At 70.8% G+C, this 19,436-nt stretch carries 18 protein-coding genes; 10 read left to right on the top strand and 8 right to left on the bottom strand.

What is annotated here, in order from left to right; all coding sequences use genetic code 11:
* The first annotated feature begins 373 nt into the window (after window positions 1-373).
* Genes ACIHFE_RS07010 through ACIHFE_RS07020 form a run of 3 tightly spaced genes read left to right on the top strand, consistent with a single transcriptional unit; the run spans window position 374 to window position 1,849 of the window.
* On the top strand, window positions 374-532 hold the full coding sequence (locus ACIHFE_RS07010; RefSeq protein ID WP_400104774.1) for a hypothetical protein: 159 nt from the start codon (window positions 374-376) through the stop codon (window positions 530-532).
* Complete coding sequence (locus tag ACIHFE_RS07015) at window positions 525-1,139, top strand: RNA polymerase sigma factor (RefSeq protein WP_400104775.1); 615 nt, start codon at window positions 525-527, stop codon at window positions 1,137-1,139. Before ACIHFE_RS07010 ends, ACIHFE_RS07015 begins: the two co-directional genes overlap by 8 nt.
* Complete coding sequence (locus ACIHFE_RS07020) at window positions 1,136-1,849, top strand: hypothetical protein (RefSeq protein WP_400104776.1); 714 nt, start codon at window positions 1,136-1,138, stop codon at window positions 1,847-1,849. Before ACIHFE_RS07015 ends, ACIHFE_RS07020 begins: the two co-directional genes overlap by 4 nt.
* Here the strand turns inward: ACIHFE_RS07020 and glgB are convergent.
* The 5 genes from glgB to ACIHFE_RS07045 form a co-directional block, all read right to left on the bottom strand.
* Window positions 1,846-4,047 (bottom strand): 1,4-alpha-glucan branching enzyme, encoded by a 2,202-nt coding sequence (gene glgB, locus ACIHFE_RS07025; protein WP_400105028.1) that lies wholly within the window; start codon window positions 4,045-4,047, stop codon window positions 1,846-1,848. The genes ACIHFE_RS07020 and glgB overlap by 4 nt on opposite strands.
* A gap of 188 nt (window positions 4,048-4,235) precedes the next feature.
* Window positions 4,236-5,642, bottom strand: coding sequence for a phosphotransferase (locus ACIHFE_RS07030; protein WP_400104777.1), 1,407 nt, complete (start codon window positions 5,640-5,642; stop codon window positions 4,236-4,238).
* 236 nt (window positions 5,643-5,878) lie between these two features.
* A complete protein-coding gene (treS, locus tag ACIHFE_RS07035) occupies window positions 5,879-7,576 on the bottom strand; it encodes a maltose alpha-D-glucosyltransferase (RefSeq protein WP_400104778.1) in 1,698 nt (565 codons plus the stop codon).
* The gene (locus tag ACIHFE_RS07040) at window positions 7,573-9,570 is read right to left on the bottom strand and encodes an alpha-1,4-glucan--maltose-1-phosphate maltosyltransferase (RefSeq protein WP_400104779.1); all 1,998 of its coding nucleotides are present in this window, start codon (window positions 9,568-9,570) and stop codon (window positions 7,573-7,575) included. The genes treS and ACIHFE_RS07040 overlap by 4 nt, the downstream gene beginning before the upstream one ends.
* Window positions 9,571-10,052: 482 nt before the next feature.
* The gene (locus ACIHFE_RS07045; protein ID WP_400104780.1) at window positions 10,053-10,955 is read right to left on the bottom strand and encodes a helix-turn-helix domain-containing protein; all 903 of its coding nucleotides are present in this window, start codon (window positions 10,953-10,955) and stop codon (window positions 10,053-10,055) included.
* A 142-nt stretch (window positions 10,956-11,097) separates the two neighbouring features.
* On the opposite strand from ACIHFE_RS07045, the gene glgP reads away from it, so the two are divergent.
* From glgP to ACIHFE_RS07080, 7 genes are all read left to right on the top strand, one after another.
* Window positions 11,098-13,725: an alpha-glucan family phosphorylase gene (gene glgP, locus ACIHFE_RS07050; RefSeq protein ID WP_400104781.1), complete on the top strand. Its 2,628-nt coding sequence runs from the start codon at window positions 11,098-11,100 to the stop codon at window positions 13,723-13,725.
* Window positions 13,726-13,882: 157 nt separating this feature from the next.
* Entirely contained in the window at window positions 13,883-14,272 is a 390-nt protein-coding gene (locus tag ACIHFE_RS07055; protein WP_400104782.1) for an SAV_915 family protein, read from the top strand.
* Complete coding sequence (locus ACIHFE_RS07060; RefSeq protein ID WP_400104783.1) at window positions 14,272-14,580, top strand: DUF6317 family protein; 309 nt, start codon at window positions 14,272-14,274, stop codon at window positions 14,578-14,580. The genes ACIHFE_RS07055 and ACIHFE_RS07060 overlap by 1 nt, the downstream gene beginning before the upstream one ends.
* Before the next feature lie 44 nt (window positions 14,581-14,624).
* The gene (locus tag ACIHFE_RS07065) at window positions 14,625-15,902 is read left to right on the top strand and encodes a hypothetical protein (RefSeq protein ID WP_400104784.1); all 1,278 of its coding nucleotides are present in this window, start codon (window positions 14,625-14,627) and stop codon (window positions 15,900-15,902) included.
* A complete protein-coding gene (locus ACIHFE_RS07070; RefSeq protein ID WP_400104785.1) occupies window positions 15,880-16,389 on the top strand; it encodes a hypothetical protein in 510 nt (169 codons plus the stop codon). The genes ACIHFE_RS07065 and ACIHFE_RS07070 overlap by 23 nt, the downstream gene beginning before the upstream one ends.
* A 35-nt stretch (window positions 16,390-16,424) precedes the next feature.
* Window positions 16,425-16,955 carry a hypothetical protein gene (locus ACIHFE_RS07075; RefSeq protein WP_400104786.1) on the top strand — a complete coding sequence of 177 codons (531 nt, stop codon included), beginning with the start codon at window positions 16,425-16,427 and terminating at the stop codon, window positions 16,953-16,955.
* 3 nt (window positions 16,956-16,958) lie between these two features.
* Window positions 16,959-17,726: a hypothetical protein gene (locus ACIHFE_RS07080; protein WP_400104787.1), complete on the top strand. Its 768-nt coding sequence runs from the start codon at window positions 16,959-16,961 to the stop codon at window positions 17,724-17,726.
* 15 nt (window positions 17,727-17,741) lie between these two features.
* On the opposite strand, the gene ACIHFE_RS07085 is transcribed toward ACIHFE_RS07080, so the two are convergent.
* Genes ACIHFE_RS07085 through ACIHFE_RS07095 form a run of 3 tightly spaced genes read right to left on the bottom strand, consistent with a single transcriptional unit; the run spans window position 17,742 to window position 19,318 of the window.
* Complete coding sequence (locus ACIHFE_RS07085) at window positions 17,742-18,581, bottom strand: helix-turn-helix domain-containing protein (protein WP_400104788.1); 840 nt, start codon at window positions 18,579-18,581, stop codon at window positions 17,742-17,744.
* Entirely contained in the window at window positions 18,578-19,114 is a 537-nt protein-coding gene (locus ACIHFE_RS07090; protein ID WP_400104789.1) for a DUF6879 family protein, read from the bottom strand. The genes ACIHFE_RS07085 and ACIHFE_RS07090 overlap by 4 nt, the downstream gene beginning before the upstream one ends.
* 3 nt (window positions 19,115-19,117) lie before the next feature.
* Complete coding sequence (locus ACIHFE_RS07095) at window positions 19,118-19,318, bottom strand: hypothetical protein (protein WP_400104790.1); 201 nt, start codon at window positions 19,316-19,318, stop codon at window positions 19,118-19,120.
* Between the last annotated feature and the right edge of the window lie 118 nt (window positions 19,319-19,436).

The following is a 19,436-nucleotide window of genomic DNA, read 5'->3' on the forward strand; positions in this document are numbered from 1 at the left end:
CGTCACCCGGGCGACCTCGCACCGGGCGGCACGCTCGCGCCCGCTCCTGACACGGCCGACCCGGGGAGCCCGGATGGATGTACCCAAGAATGCATGGAGCTGCGGCGCACCGTCCGGTGAAAGTCCCAACTCGCTGCGGAAACCGGCTCTTTATCCGATTGCTGTTCTACCTCTGGGCGTGACGCCCGCGCCTGGACGGCACCTGCCCGGCGAATTGCCCGCCCCGGCCCCTGCACATTCCGGCACGCCACGGCGCTGTTACGGATGGAGGCGGCAACCCTCCGGCGCCGCACGGGGGCTGCCCGGCGTCCCCTGTACCACCTCTCATGTATCTCGGAGGCGACACGTGCATTGTGACAACGCGGCGCAGTGGATGGAAACCGCCCTGGCCGTGCGGGTGTTCGGCCCGGATGCGTCCCGGCTGCTGCGCCGGCTGCTCACCGCCGGGGTGCGCATCGGCATCACCGGTCTCGGCGCCGTCTCCCGGGGAGACACCGGCTCCCGGTGTCAGCACGGGAGCCACCATGACTGACGGCGTGGAGCCGGGCGGCACCGTCGATGTGCCCGGGGAGAGCGGCGAGCCGGGGCCCATGGAGCGGTGGCCGGATGCCGACCGGCTGGCGTACTGGGCCTTTCACGCCGGCCGGAGAAGGGGCTATATGCGCTTCGCATATGTGCAGTTGGGATCGGACGCGGACGCGGAGGAGGCCGTGGACGCGGCCTTCGACGCCATCATGGGCAACTGGCCCCGGATGCTGCGCATGGAGCGCCTGGAGCGCTACGCCTGGACGGTCCTCAAACACCGCATCGCCGACCAGCGGCGCCGGCGCAGGCGCCGGGCCGAGCCCATGGACATCGCGGCATTCGAGGCCGGCCTGCCCGACGGCTCCGCCGACCCCTATGAAGTGCTCGCCGATTCCATACAGTTGTACGGAGCCATCCGTCACCTGAGTGAGCGGCAACGGGACGCGGTTGTGCTGCGCTACACCATTGGCTACACCACCTCGGAAGCGGCCGAGCTGATGGGCGTCGAGGAAGCGACCGTCCGTTCCCACCTCAGCCAGGCATACCGGAGGCTGGCCGGCCTCCTGGTGGCCGACGACGTCGTCGCCACCACCTCGCGGGAGGAGAGCCCATGACCGACGACCGTGTTCCGCGGATTTCCCCGCCGGCGACCAGGCTGGAGGAACTGCTCTCCCGGGCCAGGGTCAGGGACCGCTACGCCGACTACGACCTGGCGGCCGCCGAACTGCGCCTGCGGCGGCGGCTGTCCGCGCGTGGCGCATGCGCCTGCCGCGACACCCACGGCACACAGGGCACCACCACCGCTCCGCCGCCGGCCTGGACCGAACCCGCGCCCGGAGCGCACGATGCCGGCCGGGCCCTGCGGGACCTCACCGTGGTCAGCCTCGCCGTGCTGCACGCCCCGGACGCCGCCCGCGACCTGGAGCGGTTCATCCGCGCCCGGAGCGCCGACCAGGGCAGCGCCCGGGTGTTCGCCTGTCTGCTGCACTTCGCGGACCACCGCGACGGCGCCCGCTTCTGGTGGCAGTTCGCCGCCGGTGCGGGCGACGGCACGGCGGAGTACTGCCTCTTCCTCGACCACTCCTGCCATGGGGAGTACCAGGACGCCGACTTCTGGAGCAGCCGGCTGCGGCACCACGACTTCGCCCCGGCCCGGGTGTGGGGCGACCGCGCCGCGGCCCCGGCAGCGGTACGGAGGCCGCCGCGCCGGGCGGCGGCCGGCTGTATCACCGAGCGGCACCATCCGGACCTCGGTGCCATTCCCCTGCCCGAGGCGCCGCTGGTCGAGGAACTCCGTGAACTGACGGCCGTCCAGCCCGCCTAGGGCACCGGCCGCAGCCACACCGTCGCCAGCGGCGGCAGCGTCAGCTGGACGCTGGCCGGGCGGCCGTGCCGGCGTACCGGTTCCGCCTTCAACGGGTCCGGGTGGCCGACGCCCCCGCCGCCGTAGCGCGTGCCATCGGTGTTCAGGCACTCCTCCCAGAGCGGGAAGCCGGCCGGCACCCCCAGCCGGTAGCCCTGCCGCACCACCGGGGAGAAGTGGCTGACCACCAGCAACGGCGTGCCGTCGGCGGCGAACCGCAGAAAGGCGAGGACATTGTCCTCGGCGGCGTCGCCGTCCACCCAGGAGAAGCCGGCCGGGTCGGTGTCCCGTTCCCACAGCGCGGGCAACTCGCGGTAGCGGGCGTTGAGGTCGCGTACCAGGTCCCGGACGCCCCGGTGGTCGGCCTCCGCCGCGTACGAGGGGTCCAGCAGCCACCAGTCGGGGCCATGGCCCTCCGACCACTCCGCGCCCTGGGCGAACTCCTGCCCCATGAACAGCAGTTGTTTGCCGGGGTGGGACCACATAAAGCCCAGGAACGCCCGGTGGGTGGCGCGCCGCTGCCACCAGTCGCCGGGCATCTTGGAGACCAGCGACCGCTTGCCGTGCACCACCTCGTCGTGCGAGATGGGCAGGACGTAGTTCTCGCTGTACGCGTAGACCATGGCGAAGGTCATCTCGCCGTGGTGGTACTTGCGGTGGACGGGCTCCTTGGCCACGTACTCCAGGGAGTCGTGCATCCAGCCCATGTTCCACTTCAGCCCGAAACCCAGCCCGCCGAAGCCGCCCGGCCCCGTCAGATGGGTGGGCCGGGTGACGCCGTCCCAGGCGGTGGACTCCTCGGCGATGGTGACCACGCCCGGGCAGCGGCGGTAGACGGTGGCGTTCATCTCCTGGAGGAACGCCACCGCGTCCAGGTTCTCCCGGCCGCCACGGTCGTTGGGCGTCCACTGGCCGGGCTGACGGGAGTAGTCGAGGTAGAGCATGGAGGCCACCGCGTCCACCCGGAGGCCGTCGATATGGAACTCCTCGCACCAGTAGACCGCGTTGGCCACCAGGAAGTTGCGCACCTCGGTGCGGCCGAAGTCGAACTCCAGCGTCCCCCAGTCCGGATGGGCCGCCCGCAGGGGATCCTGCGGCTCGTACAGCGGACGGCCGTCGAACTCCGCCAACGCCCAGTCGTCACGGGGGAAATGGGCGGGCACCCAGTCCATGATGACCCCGATGCCCGCCCGGTGCAGGGCGTCCACCAGGTACTTGAAGTCATCGGGCGTGCCCAGCCGGGCGGTCGGGGCGTAGAAGCCGGTGATCTGGTAGCCCCAGGAGCCGCCGAAGGGATGCTCGGCGACCGGCATGAACTCGACATGGGTGAAGCCCAGGTCGGACACATAGGCGGGCAGCTGCTCGGCAAGCTGGCGGTAGCCCAGCCCGGGCCGCCAGGACGGCAGGTGCACCTCATAGACCGAGAACGGGGCCTGGTGGACGGGCGGTTCGCCCCGCCGGGCCAGCCACTCCCCGTCCCGCCACTCATGGTGCGAGGCGTGCACCACGGAGGCGGTGGCGGGCGGGGCCTCGGTGCGGCGGGCCATCGGGTCGGCACGCATGGTGTGCGAGCCGTCGGGCCGGGTGAGCTGGAACTTGTAGAGCTGCCCCTCGCCGACACCGGGGACAAACAGTTCCCACACCCCGGTGGCGCCCAGCGAGCGCATCGGGTGCCCGGTGCCGTCCCAGTGGTTGAAGTCGCCCACCACACGCACCCCTTGGGCATGGGGCGCCCAGACGCTGAACCGGGTGCCGTACACCCCCTGGTGCTCCATCGGCAGGGCACCCAGCGCCCGCCACAGCTCCTCGTGCCGGCCCTCGCCGATCAGATGCAGATCCAGATCGCCCAGCGCGGGCAGGAAACGGTAGGGGTCATCGGCCTCGGTCTCCGCCTCGGTGTCCGGGTAGGCCACCAGCAGCCGGTAGGCGGGGATCTCCGCCAGCGGCAGCACCGCCGCGAACAGCCCGTCCCCCTCGTCGATCAGCTCCGCGCGCAGCCCCCTGGCGGTGACCGTCACCGACCGGGCGAACGGCCGCAGCACCCGGAAGGCCACCCCGCCGGGGGCGTGGTGCGCCCCCAGCAGGGCGTGCGGATCGTGGTGGGCGCCGCGCAGCAGCCGCTCGCGCTCGGCGGCCTCCAGCGGGCGCGCGGGCCGCACCCCATGCCGGCCGGGGGCGGGCGCGGTGCGCGGTGCCGGGGTGCGCGCGGGCCGGGCGGGGCCGGGCAGGAAGGTGGCCGGGATATGCCCGGGATCGGGGTCCCGGCGGGGCGGCGGGCCGGACGGCGGTCGTGCGGTCACGGGGTGGTCCTCCCAGGGGGGTGGTCGGGGTGCGGGGTGTCGGAGCATCAGGGGGCGGTGGCGGCGCCCCGCGGCCGGCGCGCGCCGTCGGCCCGCGCGGCCAGCCGGCGGACCGCGGACATCGGGACCGGAAGCCAGTCCGGCCGGTTGCGGGCTTCATAGAGGACCTCGTAGACGGCCTTGTCCGTCTCATGCGCCCGCAGCAGGCGCGGGTCCTCGCGGGGATCGGTGTGCACCCGGGCATAGCCCTCGCAGAACGCCTCCCGGGAGCGCCGGGCCCAGCCGGAGCCCTCGGCCCGGCCCACCGCCGCCGCGTAGTCGAAGGAGCGCAGCATGCCGGCGATGTCCCGGGCCACCGGCTGCGGCTGGCGGCGCTCGGCCAGCGGACGGGCCGGCTCGCCCTCGAAGTCGATCAGGGACCAGCGGCCGTCGGCCGGGGTGCGCAGCGCCTGCCCCAGGTGCAGGTCGCCATGGATGCGCTGGGCGCGCCAGGCGGACCGGCCGGGGCCGGGCAGGGTCAGTTCGTCATAGGCGGCGCACAGCGCCGAGCGGTAGGGGCGCAGCTCGGGGACGGCGTCGGCGGTGGCATCCAGCCGCTGGGACATGGCGGCGGCCAGCCGGCGCAGCTGGGCGGGGCCCATCACCGTGGTGGGCAGGGCGGTGGCCAGCGCCCGGTGCACCTCGGCGGTGGCCTGGCCCAGGGCGCGGGCACAGGCGGCGAAGTCGGCGGCCACCGCCAGTGCGCCCAGGGCCAGTTGCCAGCCGTCGGCGGAGCCGCGAAGGTAGGGCTGGAGCACCCCGAGGGTGGCCAACTCCTTGGGTTCCTCCGGGAGTTCGGCCTCGAACCAGGCGGCCGGCGGGGGTACCCGGAGGCAGCCCGTACGGGCCAGGGCGCGGGGCAGTTCCAGGTCCGGATTGATGCCCGGGGCGATCCGCCGGTAGAGCTTGAGGATAAAGGCGTCCCCGTAGACCACCGAGGAGTTGGACTGCTCCGCGCCCAGCGGGCGGGGGGCGAGCCCGGCGGGGATCTCGCTCCGGTCCTCCCGGCTGAAGCGCAGTGGCCCCAGACGGCCCGGCAGTCGCAGCCGTTCCAGCAGCAGGGTTGCCAGGCGCGGGTCGGCGAGGGCGTCATGGATGGCGCGGCCGCGCAGCGGCCCGGTGGCGGGGCGGCCGATGAGCGCGGGGCCCAGGCGGGCGGGCGGGGAGTCCTGGGCGCCGAGCAGCAGTTGATAGCAGTCTCCGGGCTGCGCCCCGTCCTGCCGCACCCGCAGCAGCAGATGCAGCAGGCTGCCGTCCGGCAGCAGTTCGGTGACGGCCACCGGGGACAGCCCGGTGATCGGGCGGCCCTTGCCGGCGAACCAGCGCTGCCGGGGCAGCCATGGGGTGAGCAGGGGTACGAGCGAGGCGAGCGGTTCCGCCGTGGTGTCCGCATGGGGCGGTGCAGCGTCCGACATGCGTCGCGTCCTTTCCCCGGGGCACACGACAGATTCCGGCAAAGTGTCCCGGATTGCGGCTTTGAGCGGTGCGCGGTGCGGGACGTGTCGGGCGAGGATCGTCCGTACGGAAGGGAACCGCGACGGAACCGATCGGCTGGGCCCGGCTCGTGTGTAGTAGGGAGGGTTTCCCGGGGACGGCCCGCGAAACGTGGCCCCTGCGCGGGGGCACCGGGCCCCCGCGCGGACGGCCGCGCCTAGTGGTCCCGGCGCAGCCGGAACCAGTAGAACCCGTGCCCGGCCAGGGTCAGCAGATAGGGCAGTTCACCGATGGCGGGGAAGCGCACCCCGCCGATCAGCTCCACCGGATGCCGGGTGGCGAACGCCCGCAGGTCCAGCTCGGTGGGCTGGGCGAAGCGGGAGAAGTTGTTGACACACAGGACGAGGTCGTCTTTGTACTCACGCAGGAACGCCAGCACCGCCGGGTTGCTGGACGTCAGTTCGGTGTAGGTACCCAGCCCGAAGGCCGGGTTCTGCTTGCGGATCTCGATCATCCGCCGGGTCCAGTGCAGCAGCGAGGACGGACTGCTCATCGCCGCCTCGACATTGGTGACCTGGTACCCGTAGACCGGGTCCATGATGGTCGGCAGATACAGCCGCCCCGGATCGCAGGAGGAGAAGCCGGCGTTGCGGTCCGGCGTCCACTGCATGGGGGTGCGCACCCCGTCCCGGTCACCCAGCCAGATGTTGTCGCCCATGCCGATCTCGTCGCCGTAGTACAGGATCGGCGAGCCGGGCAGCGACAGCAGCAGCGCGGTGAACAGCTCGATCTGGTTGCGGTCGTTGTCCAGCAGCGGTGCCAGCCTTCGCCGGATGCCGATATTGGCCCGCATCCGCGGATCCTTGGCGTACTCGGCGTACATATAGTCGCGCTCTTCGTCGGTGACCATCTCCAGCGTCAGCTCGTCGTGGTTGCGCAGGAAGATGCCCCACTGGCAACGGGACGGAATCTCCGGGGTCTTGGCCAGCACCTCGGAGACCGGATAGCGCGACTCCCGGCGCACCGCCATAAAGATCCGTGGCATCACCGGGAAGTGGAAGGCCATATGGCACTCGTCGCCGCCCCGGGCGAAGTCACCGAAGTAGTCGACCACATCCTCCGGCCACTGGTTGGCCTCGGCCAGCAGCACGGTGTCCGGGTAGTGCGCGTCGATCTCCGCCCGCACCCGCTTGAGGAAGGCATGAGTGGCGGGCAGGTTCTCGCAGTTGGTGCCCTCCTCGGCGAACAGATAGGGCACCGCGTCCAGCCGGAAGCCGTCGATGCCCAGGTCCAGCCAGAACCGCAGCGCGGCCAGGATCTCCTCCTGCACCGCCGGGTTCTCGTAGTTGAGATCCGGCTGGTGGGAGAAGAAGCGGTGCCAGTAGTACTGCTTGCGCACGGGGTCGAAGGTCCAGTTCGAGGTCTCCGTGTCCACGAAGATGATCCGTGCGTCCTGGTACAGCTTGTCGTCGTCGGCCCAGACGTAGTAATCGCCGTACGGGCCCTCGGGATCGGTGCGCGACTGCTGGAACCAGTCGTGCTGATCGCTCGTATGGTTCATGACAAAGTCGATGATGACGCGCATGCCGCGCTGGTGCGCCGCGTCCACGAACTCCACGAAGTCGGCCAGGTCACCGAACTCCGGCAGCACCGAGGTGTAGTCGGAGACGTCATAGCCGCCGTCCCGCAGCGGGGACTGGAAGAACGGCGGCAGCCACAGGCAGTCCACGCCCAGCCACTGCAGATAGTCCAGCTTGGCGGTCAGCCCCTTGAGGTCGCCGATGCCGTCGCCGTCACTGTCCTGGAAGGAACGTACGAGGACCTCGTAGAACACCGCGCGTTTGAACCAGTCGGGATCGCGGTCCTTGGCGGGAGTGTCCTCGAATGTGTCCGGTACGGGCTCGTTGACGCTCATGGTGTGGGTGACCCTCCGATCGGTGAGGACGGTCGCAGCGAGAACACATGCGCGGGCGCCGGGGAACGGCCCGGCTCCAGGCGCACATAGTTGTCCCTGCCCCAGTGGTAGGTCTCGCCGGTGAGCTCGTCGCGCACCGGGACGGAGTCATGCCAGTCCAGGCCGAGCTCCGGCATGTCCAACGAGACCGTCGCCTCCTGGGTGTGGTGGGGGTCGAGGTTGACGACCACCAGCACACAGGAGGAGCCGGAGCGCTTGGAGAAGGCGATCACCGCGTCGTTGTCGGCGTGGTGGAAGCGCAGGTTGCGCAGCCGGCGCAGCGCCGGCTGGCGCCGCCGCAGCCGGTTGAGCGCGGTGATCAGCGGGGCCAGGCTGCGCCCCTCGCGCTCCGCCGACTCCCAGTCCCGGGGCCGCAGTTGGTACTTCTCCGAGTTCAGGTACTCCTCGCTGCCGGGGTGTGCCGGCACGTTCTCGCACAGCTCGTACCCGGCGTAGACGCCCCAGGACGGGGAGAGCGTGGCCGCCAGCACCGCCCGTACCTCGAAGGCGGGCCGGCCGCCGTCCTGGAGATAGGCGTGCAGGATGTCCGGGGTGTTGACGAACAGATTGGGGCGCATCACCGCCGCCGTGTCCCGGCTGAGCTCGGTGAGGTAATCGGTCAGCTCCTGCTTGGTGTTGCGCCAGGTGAAATAGGTGTAGGACTGCTGGAAGCCGATGGCGGCCAGGGTGCGCATCATGGCGGGGCGGGTGAAGGCCTCGGCCAGGAAGATCACATCGGGGTCGGTGCGGCCGATCTCGGCGATCACCTTCTCCCAGAAGGACACCGGCTTGGTGTGCGGGTTGTCCACCCGGAAGATCCGCACCCCATGGTCCATCCACAGCCGCAGCAGCCGCAGCGTCTCACGGACCAGTCCGTCGAAGTCCGCGTCAAAGGCCAGCGGATAGATGTCCTGGTACTTCTTGGGCGGGTTCTCCGCATGGGCGATGGAGCCGTCCGCGCGGTGCTGGAACCACTCCGGGTGCTTGTCCACCCAGGGGTGGTCCGGCGAGCACTGCAGCGCGAAGTCCAGCGCCACCTCCATCCGCAGCTCACGGGCCCGGGTCACAAAGCGGTCAAAGTCCTCGAAGGTGCCCAGCTCCGGGTGGATGGCGTCATGACCGCCCTCGGCGGAGCCGATCGCCCAGGGGCTGCCCACGTCATAACGGCCCGCGGTCAGCGCATTGTTGGGGCCCTTGCGATAAGAGGTGCCAATGGGGTGGACGGGCGGGAGATAGACCACATCGAAGCCCATCGCCGCGACGGCATCCAGCCGCTTGGCCGCGGTGTTGAAGTCCCCGCCGCGCACCGGCCCGCCCTCCCTGGTCACCACCGCCCCCTCCGAGCGCGGGAACAGCTCGTACCAGGAGCCGAACAGCGCCCGCTCCCGCTCCACCAGCAAGGGCAGCGGGCGGGTGGCGGTGACCAGTTCACGCAGCGGGTGGCCGGTCAGCGCCCGGACGGCCGCCGGGACCAGGGCGGCCGCCAGCCGGTCGGCCGGCCGCAGCCGCTCGTCGCGCAGCGTGTCGACGGCCCGCAGCACCGCCTCCCGGCCGTCGTTCTTGGGCACCCCGGCGGCGGCCCGCTCATAGAGCCGGGCGCCCTCCTCCAGCACCAGTTCGGTGTCGATCCCGGCGGGCACCTTGATCCTGGCGGTGTGCCACCAACTGCTCACCGGGTCGCTCCACGCCTCCACCGCATAGGTCCAGCGGCCCTCGGAGTCGGGGGTCACCTCGGCGCCCCAGCGGTCGGTGCCGGGCGCCAACTCCCGCATGGGAGCCCAGGGTCCGCTGCGGCCCGCCGCATCCCGGAGCACCACATTGGCCCCCACGGCATCATGGCCCTCGCGGAACACCGTGGCGGTGACCTCGAAGCTCTCACCGACCACGGCCTTCGCCGGTCTGCGGCCGCAGTCGACGAGCGGGGCGAGGTCCAGGACGGGAATACGGCCGATCATGGAATCACCTGGGGGTTCGACGGAGGGCGGAGGAAGTGGGCCCGGAAACGGCGGGTTCTGCTCTTTCTATCCGCTCGGCCGGCAGCCGGCTGGCTTCGGGCATGGCTGCTCCTGTCCGCTTTCACTCGGGTGGGCGGCGGAAGATGGACCAGAAAGAAGCGGAATCCGGACCATGGTCGGCAAGGACGGAAGCGCGTTTCTGTATACCGGGTGAGCTTTCCCAGCAGGCCCGGGCAAGCATGCCCGTACCGTGCGAACTACCGGTGCGTAGTTCCCCTGGCGCCGCCTGGGACGGCCCCCCGGCTCCGTCACTCGTACGGAGTCTGCTACCCGGGTCGACCGGCTGCAATGCGAGAAAACGGGGCGGCCGAGGGCCGGCTGGCGCAGCGCCGCCCAGGCCCGAACTTCGAAGGTCGCAGCGACTTCTGGCCTTGGAATACCCCAGGCGGACACCGGGCGTATTTCTGGGTCGTACCAGCGCATCAACCGGTGGCCGTCTCCTGGCGGTCGTCAACTACGCGTTCCTCGGCGGAGGTTCGCAGCAGCGAGCCCAGCAGCCGCAGCGCCGCCTCGGAGGGCGAGCCGGGCTCCGCGCTGTAGGCCAGCAGCCCCTGTCCGCCCGAGCCCGGCAGCCGCAGCATCTGGAACGACAGCAGCATCGGCCCCACCAGGGGATGGTGGAACTCCTTGACGCCCTCGGTGCAGTCCCGCACCGGATGCCTGGCCCACAGCGCCGCGAACTCCTCGCTGCGTACGGCCAGTTCACCGACCAGCTGGGCCAGCAGCCGGTCCTCGGGATGCTGCCCCGCCACCAGCCGCAGCGCGGCCACCGCCCGCCGGGCATCCTGCTCCCAGCGGGGGTACAGCTCCCTGCGGTGCGGGTCCAGGAACAACAGCCGCATGGCGTTGGGCCGCTCGGCCGGACGGTCCACCGCGTCCGCCGCCACGCCCTGGGCGATCAGCGCATGCCCCAGCGGATTCCAGGCCAGCACCTCATAGCGGTGATCCAGCACCAGGGCCGGCACCCCGTCCATCGCCGCCACCAACTGCCGCGTCACCGGGCTCGCCATGGACGGCCGGGGCGCGCCGCGCCGCGCGGGCCGGGCCGGACGCGCCAGGTTGAGCAGATGGGCACGTTCGTCGGCGCTCAGCCGCAGCGCCCCCGCGATGGCCTCCAGCACCGCGTCCGAGGCGTTCGCCGACTGCCCCTGCTCCAGCCGCGTGTAGTACGCCACGCTCACCCCGGCCAGCTGGGCCAGCTCCTCCCGGCGCAGCCCCGGCACCCGGCGCCGGCCGCCATACGGAACCAGGCCGACGTCCTCGGGGCGCAGTGCCGCACGTCGGGTACGCAGGAATCGGCCCAGTTCCTGGGCGGGAGTGTCCATGGGGACCAGTCAACCCCGGCCGGGTGCGGTGTGCCTGCCCCTGTCAGGGTCAGGCATGGCACGGGGGACCGGCGTCAGGCATAAGGAGGCACTTGCCCGCTTGAGCCCAACCGGCGGGTGCCGCGCCGCTACCGTCGTGCGGGTGAAGGCCATTCGTCGATTCAGCGTGCGCCCCGTCCTTCCGGAGCCCCTACGACCGCTCAGTGAGCTGGCGCGCAATCTGCGCTGGTCCTGGCATCCCGAAACCCGCGAACTGTTCCAGACCCTGGATCCCGAGGGCTGGCGGGCCGCCGGCGGCGACCCGCTGCGGCTGCTCGGCTCGGTCTCCGCCGAGCGGCTGGCCGCCCTCTCCGAGGACCGGCGGTTCCGGCGCCGGCTGGCGGCCGCGGCCGATGACCTGCAGGACTACCTGACCGGCCGCCGTTGGTACCAGGAGCGTCCCCCGGGGCTGCCCGCGGCCATCGCCTACTTCTCGCCGGAGTTCGGCATCACCGCGGCCCTCCCGCAGTACAGCGGCGGCCTGGGCATCCTCGCCGGTGATCATCTGAAGTCGGCCAGCGACCTGGGGGTGCCGCTGATCGGCGTCGGACTGCTCTACCGGCACGGCTACTTCCGGCAGTCCCTCTCCCGTGAGGGCTGGCAGCAGGAGCACTATCCGCTGCTGGACCCCAATGAACTCCCGCTGTCCATGCTCCGCGAGGCCGATGGCAGCCCCAGCCGGGTCGCCCTCGCCCTGCCCGGCGGCCGCCGTCTGCTGGCCCATGTCTGGCGGGCCCAGGTGGGCCGGGTGCCCCTGCTGCTGCTGGACTCCGATGTGGAGGAGAACGACCACGGCGAACGCGATATCACCGACCGGCTCTATGGCGGCGGCAGCGAACACCGCCTGTTGCAGGAGATGTTGCTGGGCATCGGCGGGGTACGCGCGGTGCGCACCTACTGCCGGCTCACCGGGCACCCCGCCCCCGAGGTCTTCCACACCAACGAGGGCCATGCCGGCTTTCTGGGGCTGGAGCGGATCCGTGAACTGGCCGGGCAGGGCGTGGAGTTCGATGCCGCGCTGGAGAGCGTACGAGCCGGGGCCGTCTTCACCACCCACACCCCCGTCCCGGCCGGCATCGACCGCTTCGACCGCGAACTGGTCGCCCGCCACTTCGGGGAGGACGCCGAACTCCCCGGCCTGGACACCGGACGCGTCCTCGACCTGGGCACCGAGAGCTATCCCGGCGGCGACCCGGCGCTGTTCAACATGGCCGTGATGGGGCTGCGGCTGGCCCAGCGCGCCAATGGCGTCTCCACCCTGCACGGGCAGGTCAGCCGGGAGATGTTCCGCGGGCTGTGGCCCGGCTTCGACGCCGAGGACGTGCCCATCACCTCCATCACCAACGGGGTGCACGCCCCCACCTGGGTCGCCCCCGAGGTCTTCCGCCTGGGGTCCCGGCAGATCGGGGTGAGCCGGGCCGAGGACGCCCTGACCCTGGGCGGCTCCGAGCGCTGGGACTCGGTCGCCGAGATCCCGGACGCCGATATCTGGGAACTCCGCCGCACCCTGCGCGAACAGCTGGTGGAGGAGGTACGCGAGCGGCTGCGCGCCGCCTGGCGCGAGCGCGGCGCGGGCACCGCCGAACTCGGCTGGATCGACGGGGTGCTGGACCCGGACGTCCTCACCATCGGCTTCGCCCGGCGCGTCCCCTCCTACAAGCGCCTGACCCTGATGCTCCGGGACCGCGAGCGCCTCACCCAGCTGCTGCTCGACCCCGAGCGGCCCATCCAGATCGTGGTGGCCGGCAAGGCCCACCCGGCCGATGACAGCGGCAAGCGCCTGGTCCAGGAGCTGGTCCGGTTCGCCGACGACCCCCGGGTGCGGCACCGGATCGTCTTTCTGCCCGACTACGGCATGGGCATGGCGCAGAAGCTCTACCCGGGCTGTGATGTCTGGCTCAACAACCCGCTCCGTCCGCTGGAGGCCTGTGGTACCTCCGGAATGAAGGCCGCCCTCAATGGCTGCCTCAACCTCTCGGTGCTGGACGGCTGGTGGGACGAGTGGTACGAGCCCGACTTCGGCTGGGCCATCCCCACCGCCGACGGATCCGGCACGGACGAGGAGCGCCGCGACGATCTGGAGGCCGCCGCCCTCTATGAGCTGCTCACCCGTCAGGTGGCGCCGCGCTTCTACGACCGGGGACCGGACCAGTTGCCCGGCCGCTGGATCGAGATGGTCCGCCGGACCCTGGCCACCCTGGGGCCCAAGGTGCTGGCGGGCCGGATGGTGCGCGAGTATGTGGAACGGCTCTATGGCCCAGCGGCCGCGGCACAGCGGGCGCTCACCCCGGACGCGGCGCGGGAGCTCGCCGAGTGGAAGGCGCGGGTGACGGCCGCCTGGCCGGCCGTCGCGGTGGACCATGTGGAGGCCGCCTCGGACGGTCCGCTCAACGGCACCGCCGAGCTGGGCTCCACCCTCTCGCTGAGAGTCAGCGTCCGCCTGGGCGAGCTGGACCCCTCCGATGTGGAGGTACAGGCCGTCACCGGCCGGGTGGACACGGCGGACCGTCTCACCGCCACCACCGCCTTCCCGCTGAAGCCCGCCGCCGCCCCCGCCCTGGACGGCCGCCGCCTCTACGAGGGCCCCCTCACCCTCGACCGCACCGGCCCCTTCGGCTACACCGTCCGCATCCTGCCCACCCACCGGCTGCTGGCCCATGGGGCGGAGCTGGGGCTGGTGGCGACACCGGCGGAGGTTTCGGGGGAGGCGGCGGGGGTGCTGATGCGCTGAGCGGTCCCGTATGGGGTCAACGATTGGCCACAAAGTGGTCAAGGTGCCATATGGATTCCATATGCGCCTGTCGCCATGCGGGGGGAATTGCGTGACTGCGGTGCTTTGTCCTGTGCCTACGATGTGCGCCGAACTCTGTTGGGGAAGGAAGAGGTGCATGGGGGAGCGACCGCAGTCGCGCATCCTCGACTACTACGACGAGGCGGGCGCGGAGAAAAAGCAGGACGACGGGCTGTCCTATTCCACCCCGGTATTCGTCCCGGCCCATCCCCGCTATCCGGCGGCGGACGGCGAAGAGCCGTTGATCGCCTTCGAGTTGCTGGAGCATCCCGCCGGCCCCGCGGTACCGGTCGCCTTCACCACGCTGGAGAAACTGGTGGCGGCCCTGGGCCCGGCCCAGCCGTGGATCGCCTCGTCCATCGGCCCGTTCACCGAGGCCATGCGGGACGCCGGTCTCCCGATGGTGCACCTGGATCCCGCGATCGAGCCCGGGCACCGGAACTGGACGCTTGACGACCTTGAGGAATACGCCCGGAAGGTGAGCTGATGGCCGACCACGCAGCCAAGTACGAGGCTCTGGAGACGATGTACAACACCTTTCACCGAGAGGGCGGGAATTTCCGGGGACTGGCTCCGAAGATCAGCCCGGCGGTGGCGGGATCCGGGGACGCGGCACTCGACCACTCGATCAATGCCGTCTCAACCCTGATCAAGGAATTGCATGATGCCCTCGCCACCCGGATCGAGGATCACGGCAAGAAGGTCCAGTACGCCACCAACTCCTTCCGCAACAACGACGCCAATGAGGCAGAGGTCTACGAGGACCTGACCGACGACAAACACAAAGCCTGGTAAGCAAGCACAACGGCACGGAACGGAACGGGTACGGGGGAACAGCGATGGCAGACAGCTGGGTTGGCGGCGATATCGCGGGACTGGCGGCCATGGGCCTCGCCTACACCGACGCGGAGAAGGACCTCAACGGTCCGCTCAAACCCCTTGGCGCGTCGGTGGATTCCTTGGTGAAGACCATGGGCTGGCAGGGCGAATCCGCCACCGCCTTCCTGGCCAAGTGGAGCACCGACGCCATGACGGCGGGCGCCTTCAGCGCCTTTGTCAGCTCGGTGGGCAAGGTCCTCACCGACCTTTCCCATGACCTCAAGACCGCGGAGAGCTCGCTGCACAACGCGGAGGACGTGGCGGTGCGGGCGGGGGTGACCATGCGCGGCCAGGGCCAGTCCATGGATCCGCCGGCCGGTGCCGACGACAAGGTTGTCCAGGCCAGGAAGGACTATGAGACGGCGCGCGCCGAGTGCCTGCATGTGGCCCAGAAGGCCAGGGTCGACGCGGCGCAGAAGCTCAACGCGCTCTATGGCCAGGTCACGGCCTCCTCGCCGGATCTCCAGACCGGCGACAAGATCACGCTCGCGGACTATCTGCGCGGTCTCTACGCGATCGACGCGGAGGCCCACCGGGCGCGGGGCGACAAGGCGGCGGCCCAACTGGACTCTGCCAAGAAGGAGATGGAGGCGTCCAAGGCGGCCATGCAGGCCGAGGTCGATGCCCTGACCAAGGAAGGCAAGGAGCTCCCCGCCGAGTTCCCGGCCAAGTCCGCCTACGCGGACGCGGTCAAGCAGGTCATGCAGCTGGACTCGACCATCAAGGCCGCGGATTCGGGGCGGCTGCCGGCCGACGGACCGCTGAACGTCAAGGTCGCCGATGCCGCCGAGGCGCTCAAGCTGGGCCGCGGCCTGGAGGCGCTGCCCAAGTTCCTGCGCGAGATCCCGGTGGTGGATGTGGCGGCGGCCGGCGCCTGCGGCGTTCTGGGTGCCCAGGCCGACCACGACAAGGGAATGTCCTGGAAACGCGCCGTGGTGATCAACGGCGCCTCCAACTTCGGCGGGCTGGCCGCCGGCACCGCGGTGACCGCGCTCGCCCTGGCCGACGCACCGGTGGCGGTGGCGGCCGGAGTCGGCGGTGTGGTGGTGATCGGGGGCACCATGCTCATCGACAACGCGCTGCATGAGCACTGGAAAGAGGACATCCACGACCATGGGGTGATCGGCGGCCTCGCCTTCGGCAGCAAGCATGTGGCCTCGGAGACCGTGCATGACGGCTGGAACCTGGTCAAGGGCGCGGGAAAGGGCGTATGGCATGGCCTCAAGAGCATCTTCTGACCCTTCCGCCCCCGCCGAACTCCCCGGCCTGGGCACCAGCTGGCACCGCCGCGGACTCGGCTACTGGGTGCGCCGGGTGGCCGGCCCCGCCGGGAAGCTGCTGGTCTACCTGGCCGTCGGCGGCTTCGCCTTCGGCGTCTACCGGCTCGCGGTGGCCTCCCTGCCCTCCTGGGCGCGGACGGCCTGCCTGGTGCTGCTGTCCGCCGCCTGCCTGACCGGCCTGGCACTGGGCTGGCGCTCGGCCCGTAAGGTGCTCAGGGAGCGGCTGCTGGATCCCCCCACCCCTGAACAGACCTGGGAGGAACACCGGTCCGGCCGCCGCCGCGGCGTCTCCGCCGCTCTGTCGGGCCGGTTCGCCGCCCTGCTCGCTCTGCCCCTGCTGCCCGCGCTGGCGGCGTACGGGGTGGGAATGGTGTGCGCCAACGCCTTTGTCCGCGAACTGCCGGCCGAGGCCGGGGCCCGGCGGGCGCTCGGGCAGCGGTCGTGACGGTCAGACCGCGGACGGTCATCCCCGAAGGAACGGTGCGACCACCGGGCGTCAGGCCCCGCTGGGGAACTCGCCTCGCCGGCCTGCTGGTTGTGCTGATCTCGCTCTTCGGTGGCGCCTACGGCGTGCGTTCCCTGCCCTATGCGCTGGGCTGGGCCGGTACCCATGGCACCCTCACCGTCGAGTGGAAATCGTGCAGCCGCGGCAGCCGCGGCGGATGCAACTGGACCTCCGAAGGCATCTTCCAGTCCGATGACGGAAAGGTGCTCGACAACAGGGCGCAGCTCGACTCGGGCTATGAGATCGGGCAGAAGGTCCCGGTCTCCTGGGACAGGCACACCTACTACACCGCCAACTGGTCCGCGGTCCTCGGCTGGTTCACCGGTCTGTGCCTCGCCCTCTTCGGCCTGAGCCTGGGCGCTCCGGCCCTGGTGTACGGAATGCGGCTGAACATCTATGACCACCCACGGCTCCGCCGCTGGGTGACGCTGTGGATGAGGACCTCGCTGTGGTCCGCGCTCGCCTTCGGCGTGGGTGCGCTGATCCTCGACAAGTCCCTTGCCTAGGCGATGACGGATCATCTGGCGTTCCGGGTCGGCGATGTGCTGTCCCTCGCCTGTCAGTTCACCGGCACGCGAGTGGTGGACCTGAAGTGGGATTCGCTGTTGCTGCGTTGGCCGTGGTGGCGGCCCGACCCCGACAGCGAGTTCTTCCACTGGAACGGCATCGTGGGGCTGGGGATCGATGCGCGCACTCATGCCTGGGACGAGGAAGAACTGTTCCGCACCGAGCCGCCGCCGGAGCACCTGTCGCCCGGCGGTCCATGCCGCGTCGGCATACCGCCGACGGTGGTCCATGTGACCGCCGTCGGCCACTTCGACCCTCCACCGGAAACGGGCTGGCTGCCCCGCCCGCACCTGGCCGTCGCGGTGCTTCCCCGGGGCCGCTCCTACCGCGAGGTCCCGGCGGACAGCCATGTCAATGGCACCGGCTATGAGATACACCCCGGAGACGGCACACCGTTCACCTTCGACCTGCTGTTCAGGCCCTACGCCTTCCTGCACCCGGGAGACGAGGTCGCGGACGCCGCGGGGCGGGCCTGGCGGTTCGACGGCCCATGGGACTGGTACGCGTTCGACGGCACCCGGACCTCCGAGGGCCCCGCATGGCCGCTGGCACTGCTGACCCGTGGCGGAACACCGCGTACCCCGGAGCACGCCCGGGCTGTCGCCGGCGCCACGGTGACCGGCTCCCACCAGGAGACCCTGCGGCGCTGGAGCCGCCTCACGGAGGCCGCTCCCACACCGCTGGGCACGATTGTCCCGCGGCTTCAGTAGGCCGCCTTTTGCCGTTCAGGCGTCCACCGCGGCCCGGGCCCGGGCAATGATCCGGTGAGCCGCCGGGCCGTGGACCGCGAGTTGCTCATAGTGCTCCCAAAGACGTAGATAGAGGTCCACATCCAGCGGGTCTTTGAGCTCCATCTCGGCGTTGACCGTCTCCACGGTGACGCGCCGGTCGTCATGAATCCAGAACCCGTGCTTGGGCGTCAGATCCAGCACGGCCGAGAAGGGCACGATGCCGAAGGAAACGGTGTCCAGGCCCACCACACCGGCCAGCCGGTCGAGCTGACCGCGCATGACGGCGGCACCGCCGACGCCGGCGTGGAGCACGGCCTCCCAGACGATGACCTGGTACTTCCGGCCTCGCTGGTACAGGACTTCCTGACGGCGCATGCGTGCTCGCACCGCGTCCTCCACATCCCGGGGAGACCGGTGGAGGCGCGCGCCATGAGTGAAGAGGTGGCGAGCGTAGTCCGGGGTCTGGAGGATGCCGGGCACCACGGACGTCTCATAGACGCGGATGCTCTTGGTGCGCTGTTCCTGAGCGAGGAGCGCCTCCTGAATGCCCTTGTGACCGCTGGCGAGTTGCCGCCGCCAGGAGCGGTACTGGGTCTCAAGGCGTCGCAGACCGGCCTTCAACTCCACTGCGGCCTCGGGGAATCCCGCTGCCTGACACCAGACGGTGAGGTCGGTGGCTGTCGCCGTCTGCCGGCCCGTCTCCAGCTTCGAGATCTTGGAGTGCGCCCAGCCAACGGCCTGAGCCAACTGCCGTTGAGTGAGTCCGGCCTCGGTACGCAGCTCGCGCAGCCGCGCACCGAGGGCCTCTCTGGCGCGCTGGAAGTCGGTGCTCACACACCGGACGGTACAAGCTCGCCGATCCGTGCGTAGGGGACGGCGTAGTGCCAGGCCGCATCACGGATCTGGCAGTACGCGAGGACCCGGACGGGGTCTTCGACGACCTCCAGCCCGATGGCGCGGTCGCCCTCGTAGTGGAAGCGGGCGGCGTACCGGCTGTCGAAGAGCCAGAAGTCCTCCAGGGGAAGCCCGAGTTGACCGGCGCGAGAACGAGGCAGGTAGCGGACGTCCTCGCCGGCCTCCAGGGCGGCGGGTACGCCCGTCAGGCCGTAACGCTGGTAGGCCGTCGGCGGATCGTCGATGAGGCGGACGCGCTCGACGCGCTTGCCCAGGGAGGTCTGCTTGCGCATATTGGCCAGCCAGGGGCGATCGGGATCCCGGGCGGGGTCCTCACCACGGAGGAACCGCTGGTAGGGCTCGCTCTCGTAGTCGACCTGGTAGGCCCGGCGGGGCTCCAGACGCCAGGCGGTGTGCTCGAATCCCACGCGGAAGAACCGGTCGATCTCGCCACTGTTGAGCAGCTCGGGCAAGGTCTACTCCTTGGGCGAGAAGCGAGTCAGCAGGGCGCGGGGGACGACGACGAAGGTCTCGCCGGGAAGAACGTGGCGCAGCTGGGCGAGAGCCTCCTGATCGGTGAGTGCATGGCCTTGGACGACGATGTCGCCGGTCTCCGTCTCATACAGCGTTGGGCACTGACCGTCGTCGGATGTGCTGCCGATGAACGTGAGCTTCATACCGGCCCCCTCCGGTTGGTGTCACCGATCCTGCTCGGAGCGTAGTGGGGTGACCGGCGGAGCAGCAGAACTCCAGCGAAGCGGCGGGAGAAGCGGTCCGAAGCGGCACCAGCTGATC

Origin of the sequence: Streptomyces sp. NPDC052396, assembly GCF_044593195.1 — a bacterium.
Taxonomy (GTDB): Bacteria; Actinomycetota; Actinomycetes; order Streptomycetales; family Streptomycetaceae; genus Streptomyces.